This window comes from Streptomyces tamarix, assembly GCF_032423885.1.
GTDB classification, from domain to species: Bacteria; Actinomycetota; Actinomycetes; order Streptomycetales; family Streptomycetaceae; genus Streptomyces; species Streptomyces tamarix.
The window spans coordinates 15255-24915 of sequence record NZ_JAWCTQ010000016.1; the positions used below are offsets into that span (position 1 = coordinate 15255).

Genomic DNA, 9661 nt, shown 5'->3' on the forward strand with positions numbered 1-9661 from the left:
ATTAAATATCCTCGTCAAAGAGCTTTGAGATAATCTGACCTACGTAATCATTAAGGTCTTCTTCTTTGCCACCCTTTGTTTTGTTAAACAGTTCGCTGACAAACCATACCATATAAGTACTGTCAACACCAATTAGTTGTTTACGCAAGACTCTGATATCTGTTAAATCCATTTGATTTAATTGGAAAACCATTTTAAGAATCTGACCAGCATTAATAGTATAACCACGGTCTAAAAACTTACGCATTCTAAAGATTGAGCACAATGGAAATTCGGAGCCAACGTAGACTAGTTCTTTTGTTAGTAATGAAGAAAGAGCCTTTTTATTTAATTCTAGTTTTCTTTCAGAAGGCACTAGGTAATTGGTTGTATGAGCATAATCAAAACGTTTGATAATATCATCAGGTTCTCCTGAGAATCGTGTAATAATTTGGATATTATCTGCCAAGGAGATTGCATTATCAGTAATAAATACTGGTCGATATTTAGGTAATTGTAATTCCTCAATCTGCTCTTCTGTCATCTTTTTTTCTTCAACAATACCAGAACTACGGATAAACATATAAACACCAGACTCGTCAATCGTAATGTACTCTAAGAAGTCATACTGTTCATTAGCTTGCTCAATAGCTTCTTCTTTTGTAATATCTTCTTCATCTTCATCAGCAGAGTCCATAATATCATCAACTTCTTGATTAATGAGTCTCTCCTTATACTTCTGAAGACTAGACTCGTCTCGAATATAGGTCACTGTTGAGTTATGATTATCATTCCAATACTTAGTATAGTAGTCAACGACTTCCACTAGTACACTCTTACTATCAAAATAAATATCTAAATCATTGTACTCTTCACCTTGCAATAAGGATGCAATACTACCACCTGCAATGATTGCATGTTCTCTTACTTCTTCTCGTAAAGATACATCTGTAATACTTTTTAAGTAGTCATTGAACTTACCCATAATAACTGCTTTTGTATGCTTAACTGTCATGATAAAACCTCCTGTTATTTCGTTTCTGCTACAGCCCAACCCGCTACACTAGTATTATTAAATACTGCATCACGGACTACTCCTGTAGCTTTTCCTGTATATGTGAATGTGAATCCAGTTGTTGTTGGACGTAGGTTTGAAATATTGTGGAAAATATATGTTTGACCATTATTTGTAAACACAACAATTTCTTTTTCTGGTACTTCTGTAGTTCCTTTAACTGTCACGGCTATTATCTCCTATTATTCTTGTACTTTTTCTTACGGTCTATCCTTTTAGTTTTATCTAAATGAATATGACCGCCACGCTTATTCTTTAGATGGTTTTGTAGTTCTTCTTGACCCATCTTGCCAAGTCGTTTCTTATTCATAAACACATCATAACATATAGCTTTGTCTTTGTCAAGAAAGTGTTTCGAACTTTACACCTGTATACTTAGTGATTGCCTGTGTGGCTTGAACGTAACGAACGTAGAAACCTTGTGGGTCATCTTCCGTGCTAGGTGAATCTAATAGAACAACCTTATCCATTAAACCAAACTCTTCAAATTGTGCCATTAAGTTATCGTGGAATTCATCCCTGGAATCTTCCCATTCCATAGCTCTAAAACCATCATCAACATACTTAGCTACAGGAGGAACAACTAGAATAAGGTCAAACTCCTGTTTACTAATTGTATCTTGGAAGAAGGGTTCTAGCTTATTAGCATCTTCCTTAGGTAGGTATAGATTAGCATAGGTACGTGTTGTAATAGCATCTGTGTCGAATACAACGATACCATTATTACTTGCTGATTTGATTTCCGCTGAGTTAGCATTATACTGTCCTGCAATGAATTGGAAATAGTCGTTGACTGTTAATTCGTTGTCATCGACATTGGAGTCCTCTTCATAGGTTCGGGCATATTCTTCTGAGAAGGGTGCTCCCATTGAACGGGCTAAACGCCTTACTAATGTGCTCTTCCCTCCTGAAGCAGCGCCCGTGATGAGTACCTTTTTAGTAAAAGCTCTACGGAAGACCCTATCGATATAGTCCCAATACTTAGTAGGATTTTCGCGAATTTCGGTAGCCGAAATATTAATGGTGGAGCGGTCAGCAACGGAGACATTCCATGAAGGTTCATAAATAGATAATTTAGTTTTATATACAGCCTCGCCTACATAAACGTTAATTTCGTGATTAGTCATATCGTCTTGAATGAGAGTGCTCATAACACTTTCTAACTTATTAACCCATCCAGACCAACCATTAGGATAACGAGGGATATCTGTTTCATCTAACATGCCGATATGAATAGTTGGTTCATCATTAAATGTTTCTCTTAGATACCTAAATCTTTTTTCTAGTGGTAATCCAATACCATCTCCACGTTTTTCACCTTTATATCCTGATACCACTACAATTACTTCATCATTTAACATAGCAGCTTTATATATTTGCTGTTTGTGACCTGAGTGTAATGGCGAGAATCCACCAAATACAACACCAATTTTTTTGCTACTACTTGAAATAGGTCGCTTAGTTGTGTTCTGAATTTGTGACATTTCCTAACCCTTCTTTACGATTCCATAGGTAAGCACCATATAGCGCATTTACTAACATTGTGATATTTAATACTAGCATACTTAATGATGCAGGAGATAACGTTTTTGTTTGGTTATACCAAATAATGATAGCAATCACATCTACTGCAATCCATGCAATCCACTGTGTTCGATAACCGTAAGACATTAACATTTGACCGATAATATTTAACGGTAGTAGTGAGGCATCTAACAGTGCTTGATTACCATGGAAGTGAGTTGTTACATACACAAGCACAAGATACAACAGCAGTGAGCCTAGAGTAACTAATGCAGCTTGTTTTGCAGTTAACTTCTTTGCTTCTACTGCATTAGATTGCGCTTTACGAATCTGTGCGCCCCACATATAAATACCCACAAACTGCATAAAGAAGAAGAATCCTTGTGTTGCGATATCTGAAAGTAACCAGTTATGAAGTGAGACGGCAAACCATGCGCCTGCTGATACAAATCCCCAAGCATAGTTTGTAATAAATCCTCGGTCGATTAAAACTAGATTAATTACTGTTGCTACTCCTGTAACAATGCCTAGCCAACCCGTGCCACTAAAGTCTTTTCCAGCGATAAAAGCCCAAAATTGTGCCAGTAACATAATAACTAACAACCATGATTGTCCTTTTGTTAGTGACTTAAAATCTTTTAATTGCTGCTTAGGGCTAAAGCTTGCTTTAAAATCCTCAATAAATTCATTACCCAACATAGAAATCTCCTTCTTCGTCTTCATCTTCTCTATCAACTAGTTCTGCTCGCTCTTGGTCTGATTCTAACATATTTATCTTTTGGGAATCTACAAATTTAGACAATGCGATAAACGTTGGAGCGCTAAATGTCACATTGGCTTCTAGCATCTCCTCTGGGTACTTTGAAAATGCACCAACCATATACTCATCTTTATCTAAATCCTTTTCTTCTGGGATTTTATTTGTGAAATTTCCTCTAACAATATAAACGTATACTAATTCATCAGTGAAACCTTCAGATGAATTGACTGCGGTTACAAATTCAAAATCAAAGTCATCTGTAGTAATATCATATCCCGTTTCTTCCTTAACTTCACGAGATAATGCACTAATAGGCGCTTCCCCATCGTTAATCTTTCCTGCAGGAATAGAATATGTTTCTCGATTAATTCCCGCTCGAAATTCTTTTTCTATATAAATTAGTCCTGTTGGAATATCGTAAAGTAAAACAGCTATGGCATTGTTATACATCTGTACTACTGAGCGCTCAAATGTACCCTGTTCTTTTGATGAATATGTTCTATTCACTAAGTCAAAAATTGGTGTTTTGGCTACTAATTTTTGTTCTAATAATTCTGTCATTTATTATTCTCCATGTTCATAAAAACGTCTATGCCTTCCCAATAACTATCATCAACTTCTCCAGATAAGTATCGAGCGAATAGATAAGCTCTTTCTTCACTGTCTCCCTTGTCTTGGGCTGTATTGAATCCTTGTGTGAACCAATAAAATTTTTTGATAATTTCATAGACATCTTTTCGTCTAAACAGCTCTTGGTTCGGCTCCACAATCACATTATGGGTGACAGGACTGACTGTTGATGCCACTTTACCATCAGTATGAGTAACAGGTTTTACCCCTGCAATACTTTTCTTATTTGTATCCATATTTAATCCAATCACTTTCTGACATTTCATAATCATCAAAAGTCTCATAATTATATTGACCTACATGATTAGCTTTCATAATTTGCCTAATTCTAGGTGTAGAGGGTATATGAGCTAAGAATACTTCTTTATCCATAACCTTTTTGTACTTTTGGTTAGATACACAGCGTTGGCGCTTTAACTTTCTGTTACTGCTAATTTTCATACGCTAGTTACCTCAATTTATAGAATATCTTTGATTTCTTCTTCTTGAGGTATATTGAATTCATCATCTAAGTCACTTATGATATTCTCATAAGTCATTACAACCCCTTCAAATCTTCCCTCTTCTCTATAGCCCCATTTTGACAACGTATCATTATGCATCTCTTTATTATAGGATTCTTCTCGTTTACGGGCTCTTAGTAACTGCCTAACTAGTTTATGTCTATAATCTAGATACCCATTCTTATCCATAAGTTGCCTCCTTAATCTCCATCAACAGTCTCTTTACCATAACTGATTAAAACCTCAATTACCTGTTTCTCTGTTTCTGATAATAATAGACCTCCTGTATTATATAAATTTGCAATCTCTCTCAAAGTATAATCTTCCCCTAATAATTGACGTGTCCCTAATTCAGCTACGGTTGAATATGCTACTGGCTTTTTCCTCCCTGTTACATAATAGACTGCTCCTCGTTGCGTATCGGTAACAAAGTCACTTTTCTTATACTTCAGAGGCTTATCAAATTTGGTTTTTATTTTATTAGTAGGTGAAATCATAAACATATTTTAAAATTGTCCTTTTATGTTTTCTACCTGACTACTAGGTATAATAGACATTACTACATACCCTTCTTTTTGTTCATAGTCAGTAATATACGTAATATCATAAAACATAGTAGGTGCTTCAGATTGACTCACATAATCATGACCGTTAACAGTAGGAGATGCATAACTAGAAAATGTTCCACTATACATTGTTAAGGCAATTACATCACCTACTTTAAACTTTCTATCATTTTTACGAATCTCAAATGTTTTTATGCCTGACCTAACATCATTCCAAAACTTAGAGTCTAGTTTTAATTCATGAATTTTCATTATCAGTCACCTTTACATTAAGCTTCTTGTAATAGTAGTCGTAGTATGTTTCTTTTTTATCACCATTATAGGTAACTTCAATGTAATCTCCGATACTAGGGTCTTCCGCCTGACCTTTGAATGAGACTAATGCTTTATGATTTTGCAATTCCTTAGCATACCAAACTACGAACATCCTACTGGTAGAAACACCAGTTTTCTTGCTAATTTCACTAAACGCTGCGTTTATAAATTCTTCTGTTGTCTTATTCATAAGTCTACTCTCCTTGGGAATCAATATAATCTTGAACTGTGTTACCAGTTGTATGATGGGGATTATCAATCCGTAAGGTTGATAAATCAATTTCGAATGTATCACCTAACCAATCTGTGTAACCTTCTAGTAAATAAGGTATTTCTTCTAAGTCCATCACTTTATTCACATCTACACCACCTAATGATGATAACTCACTAATTTCTTTCATTACTGTTCTCCTTCTTAAGCTATGTGTATATCATATCACATACAAAATAAAAAAGCAACCCTTATAGGTTACTTTCATCTTCTTTATATAATTCTATTGCTAACTCTGGTGAAAAATCGAGAATGTCTCGGCTAGTTGCACGATTAAACCAATCCTGTGCACCGTAATACCATTTGCTATCTTTTCCATATCCTGATTCATAAAACTTTTTAGCACCTTTTTCCTTATAAAGGTCTAATCTTCCACGTAATTCTTTCGCTTTCAGATAGTAAGGTGTCTTTAATTTTAATTGCTTGTTTTTACCTCTAAGAACAAAACCTTCATTATCATATCCGCCAGAATTATTCTTCAAGAAATCATCTAGTTCTTCTTTATTATTAACTACCTTTAGGGGATTGATGTTAAACATATACTCTCCTGTTGGAACAAATTTTCCAGTATAGTTATCTATGACAGCTAAAGGTTTTGCAAAATTTTTCGTGTACTTAATAATGTGTGGGTCTTTTGTAGATATAATTTCTAGCGCTACTGAGCAATGGTCGTGAGTCTTTAAATAACCATATAGTGCATCATATAGAGAACCATTGGTATCCTCTGAATATGGTGTATTTTTAGCTATTTCTATAGGCAAATTATCCTCATCTACATTAGGTATTGATGTCCCTCCAGATTTTGTTACAATTCGGAGCTTTTTAGCTTCAGTATCATAAAAGGCAATTCCCAAAAAACCATTCCATTTCTTGAATACTTTTACGGGGTAAACTAGTGAATCCAGTGTTGAATCTGGTGTTTCACCAATGTTAAAGAACTTAGTGAACCCTCTTCCAATAATATCTTCACCTCTTGTAAAGAACCCACGGGCTTGCAACGACTGAGGAGTCCAACGTTTCCCTCCTGCAGAAAAGAATACTTCTTTAGTAAAGTTGTGAGCTATAATATCAGTCCCCTCAACCTGCTTTTGCCTAACCCCATCATCTTCAATCATTCTTTCAACAAGAGTTGGTGAGTCAATTCTCTCTTCTGAATAGTATGACAGTTCTCCATTAGGTTTAATAATAATGAACCTAAAATCATTATCATCTGTTAAATTGATAGAATAAGAAATATCTTTGGTTATAACTGGCGTATTAAAAGCATTTCTATGTCCGTGTATGTTTGTAGGCAATAGAGTTGGCAGTACATCTTTTTTGGTTTTATCGCTGTTGTACTTGTATGGAGAGGCATACCTTTTATCAACATCAATATCATATGGACTATGTTCTTTCGAAGACAGCCCCATAACAAGCTCTGATTCGTCTGTCATAATGTTTATTGTGTTTACACGTTGAGCCTCAACTCCTGCATGTGTAACAATATACAACTTACCACCGAATTCGAACTTAATAACGTCAACAAGGCGACTCTGAAATGAAGCTAAATCCTTTTTAGTAATTCCCGCTTTCATAAGCTCAGCTAATGTTTTATGACCAAATTGACCTTTTGAGCGACCTTCGGTTATAAACTTTTCAGCATTAAGCTCATGGTTTCCTCTAATAAAGAATATATTATTTGCCTTAAGGGTCATTAAGAACTTAAACGTTTCGGCATTTTTTGTCCCTCTATCTAGATAATCACCTACAAATATATAGGCATCTCCTCGTTCGTGGTCACTAAATACTTTTTTTAAAGAAGATAAGTCGCCATGAACATCCCCGATGACTTTTATCCGATTAAACCTGTTCATATCTTGATATGGTGATTCTGTGTATTTATTCATGTCAACCACACCATCACTAATCAGGTTATAGAACTCTTTTGGCTTAATGACTTGAATGTTATTGAACTTTCTATCTCTTAGTTCTTCATACCTTTTTGTGTAGCGTTCCAGTACATCTCGATTATCTATCTTATCTCCACGAGAATGGTCGTATTCCATTAACTTATCTACAATACCATCAATGTCTGTTATAGATTTATCAGCTTGTTTTGCGACATCCTCCATCATGTCAATAGCTGTGACATGATAATTATACTTCTTTGCTAATTCAAGTTCTTTACCAAAGGCACCCTTATACAGATGGGTAGAGTCCATAATAATAGTTTCACCCTGTGACATTCTGCGCTCTAATATATCATAAATTACTTTCCATGTAAACGCCTCATCTTGGTAATTTATAACTTTTTTTACTTTATATGGGTTATCTTCAATTAACTGTGAAGTGGGATTAGATACGATTTCTCTAATACCATCAGCCTCAACTGTATAATTCTCTAATCCTAAATTTCTAACTAGTGTAGATTTACCTGAAGCAGGCGCTCCAACAAGCATAAATAGATTTCTCATACTAACTATTCCTTTCCGAATTCTTTTAATAATTCTAGTGCACTTAACTCTGAAACTTTAGCATTGGTTAAGCCATGATTATTATAGGAAATGACACTACTAATGATATGATTCCTAGCCACGGAGTTTGCAGTATGGGCGTTTATAACTTCAACGTTCCATCCTTCTTTTGCAAATTCCTTAACAGCCTCATACCCTTCCATTAATCCTAAACCTAAATCATTATCTAATGAAAGTATATGGACTGAAGGTGAATTATCTTTCATATATTTTATTAGTGTCTCAAGATTTACAAATCTGATAAATCCCTTAGGTGTTACTCTATTCTCTAAATCATCATCTAAAAATATATTAACCATTTTCCACCACTGATATTGTTATATCAATATCTTTTTCGCCATCTACCACATAAGGAATAACCTTAAGGTTTCTATTTTTGAAATATGGGTCTGAAGCCATTAATACAATTAAGTCATTACTCGTCATAGTTGACATGACATGACTGATGCCCTTATAAGAAACTTTGTCACTCGTCCAAGAGAGTAACCTACATACACCCATATTATCAAAAGATAGTTCAAACATGAATCCATCATTATTTGGAATGTATTTCTTTACATCTCTAATCACATCGTCAAATATGTTATAGATATTTTTAAGAGAACCATCTGGTGCTTTGAAATAGGCATTATGAATTTCTCTATTATAGAATATATTGTAGAAATATCTCAGTCTATGAACAACGTCAACATTAATCAAACCACTACTATATACCAAGTTAGTATTATTTAGATAATTATTAACTTCATCAAATTGACTACCTGAAAATTCTTCTATATCGCTTGGAATAACACCATTAATGAGAACATAAATAGTTATCATAGATAGCTTATAAAACAAAATAATTTTTTCATTTAGTGTTCTCATTTGTGTCCTCAGTAAATAAGTTTAATTCCATCTGTGTGACTTCTTTTACCTCACCATCTATAATGGCTTCAAACTTTCTTCCATCTACTAATTCCTCGTCACTCATTAAAACGCCTCCTTTTTGTTTCTTAAATTATGTTCCCATTGATACCTATCTTTAGTAGAATACTTCCAACCACTAGAGTGTCTTTTTGAGTGATTATGTGGGTCATGAGATAATTCATAACCATCCCAACCCTCACCAAATCTTAATTGATATGGTACGCCCTGCTCAATACTATTATACCATCTAGCTCTATCCTGCTTAGCTCCCCTTACAGCAGAATCATACTGACTTCTACGACTATGATGTTTATGACTCCTTGTTAATATCTTTCTACGGTACTTTCTATCTTCTCTAGTAGAATAGAACCAAGAAGTCACTTGTTTATAATTCTTTAGTCTAAGCAAAGATTCAATCATGGGAATAGTACATACATTAACAACACCTTTTGAATAAATATAGACTATATAGTAATATTTATTTTCTTCTGGCACATTATTAATGTCTGTTATAATAGAATCCTTGAAGTATTCATATACTACTGATAGGTCTATTCCTGTTATATAGTGACCATAACTAATGCCATATCTAGATACTAATACTTCCATGGAAAAC

General features: G+C 34.5%; 16 protein-coding genes. All 16 read right to left on the reverse strand.

What is annotated here, in order from left to right:
• Nucleotide 1 precedes the first annotated feature (1 nt).
• Nucleotides 2-994, reverse strand: coding sequence for a hypothetical protein (locus RND61_RS14795; RefSeq protein ID WP_315878405.1), 993 nt, complete (start codon nucleotides 992-994; stop codon nucleotides 2-4).
• Between the two features lie 14 nt (nucleotides 995-1008).
• The gene (locus tag RND61_RS14800) at nucleotides 1009-1221 is read right to left on the reverse strand and encodes a hypothetical protein (RefSeq protein ID WP_315878406.1); all 213 of its coding nucleotides are present in this window, start codon (nucleotides 1219-1221) and stop codon (nucleotides 1009-1011) included.
• A gap of 174 nt (nucleotides 1222-1395) precedes the next feature.
• Nucleotides 1396-2538 (reverse strand): nicotinamide-nucleotide adenylyltransferase, encoded by a 1143-nt coding sequence (locus RND61_RS14805; protein ID WP_315878407.1) that lies wholly within the window; start codon nucleotides 2536-2538, stop codon nucleotides 1396-1398.
• Nucleotides 2513-3277, reverse strand: coding sequence for a nicotinamide riboside transporter PnuC (gene pnuC, locus RND61_RS14810; RefSeq protein ID WP_315878408.1), 765 nt, complete (start codon nucleotides 3275-3277; stop codon nucleotides 2513-2515). Before pnuC ends, RND61_RS14805 begins: the two co-directional genes overlap by 26 nt.
• Nucleotides 3267-3899, reverse strand: coding sequence for an NUDIX hydrolase (locus RND61_RS14815; RefSeq protein ID WP_315878409.1), 633 nt, complete (start codon nucleotides 3897-3899; stop codon nucleotides 3267-3269). The genes pnuC and RND61_RS14815 overlap by 11 nt, the downstream gene beginning before the upstream one ends.
• Nucleotides 3896-4252: a hypothetical protein gene (locus tag RND61_RS14820; RefSeq protein WP_315878410.1), complete on the reverse strand. Its 357-nt coding sequence runs from the start codon at nucleotides 4250-4252 to the stop codon at nucleotides 3896-3898. The genes RND61_RS14815 and RND61_RS14820 overlap by 4 nt, the downstream gene beginning before the upstream one ends.
• Nucleotides 4253-4426: 174 nt before the next feature.
• Nucleotides 4427-4660: a hypothetical protein gene (locus RND61_RS14825; protein WP_315878411.1), complete on the reverse strand. Its 234-nt coding sequence runs from the start codon at nucleotides 4658-4660 to the stop codon at nucleotides 4427-4429.
• An 11-nt stretch (nucleotides 4661-4671) separates the two neighbouring features.
• Nucleotides 4672-4968 (reverse strand): hypothetical protein, encoded by a 297-nt coding sequence (locus RND61_RS14830; protein WP_315878412.1) that lies wholly within the window; start codon nucleotides 4966-4968, stop codon nucleotides 4672-4674.
• 9 nt (nucleotides 4969-4977) lie between these two features.
• The gene (locus tag RND61_RS14835; protein ID WP_315878413.1) at nucleotides 4978-5289 is read right to left on the reverse strand and encodes a DUF3850 domain-containing protein; all 312 of its coding nucleotides are present in this window, start codon (nucleotides 5287-5289) and stop codon (nucleotides 4978-4980) included.
• A complete protein-coding gene (locus RND61_RS14840; RefSeq protein WP_315878414.1) occupies nucleotides 5276-5542 on the reverse strand; it encodes a DUF6275 family protein in 267 nt (88 codons plus the stop codon). The genes RND61_RS14835 and RND61_RS14840 overlap by 14 nt, the downstream gene beginning before the upstream one ends.
• A 4-nt stretch (nucleotides 5543-5546) precedes the next feature.
• Nucleotides 5547-5753, reverse strand: coding sequence for a hypothetical protein (locus RND61_RS14845; protein ID WP_315878415.1), 207 nt, complete (start codon nucleotides 5751-5753; stop codon nucleotides 5547-5549).
• Between the two features lie 61 nt (nucleotides 5754-5814).
• Nucleotides 5815-8076, reverse strand: coding sequence for an RNA ligase (locus RND61_RS14850; protein WP_315878416.1), 2262 nt, complete (start codon nucleotides 8074-8076; stop codon nucleotides 5815-5817).
• A gap of 5 nt (nucleotides 8077-8081) precedes the next feature.
• Nucleotides 8082-8435, reverse strand: coding sequence for a cyclic-phosphate processing receiver domain-containing protein (locus RND61_RS14855; RefSeq protein ID WP_315878417.1), 354 nt, complete (start codon nucleotides 8433-8435; stop codon nucleotides 8082-8084).
• Complete coding sequence (locus tag RND61_RS14860) at nucleotides 8428-8958, reverse strand: hypothetical protein (protein WP_315878418.1); 531 nt, start codon at nucleotides 8956-8958, stop codon at nucleotides 8428-8430. The genes RND61_RS14855 and RND61_RS14860 overlap by 8 nt, the downstream gene beginning before the upstream one ends.
• Nucleotides 8959-8986: 28 nt before the next feature.
• The gene (locus RND61_RS14865; RefSeq protein ID WP_315878419.1) at nucleotides 8987-9109 is read right to left on the reverse strand and encodes a hypothetical protein; all 123 of its coding nucleotides are present in this window, start codon (nucleotides 9107-9109) and stop codon (nucleotides 8987-8989) included.
• Nucleotides 9109-9654: a hypothetical protein gene (locus RND61_RS14870; RefSeq protein WP_315878420.1), complete on the reverse strand. Its 546-nt coding sequence runs from the start codon at nucleotides 9652-9654 to the stop codon at nucleotides 9109-9111. The genes RND61_RS14865 and RND61_RS14870 overlap by 1 nt, the downstream gene beginning before the upstream one ends.
• Nucleotides 9655-9661: the final 7 nt, after the last annotated feature.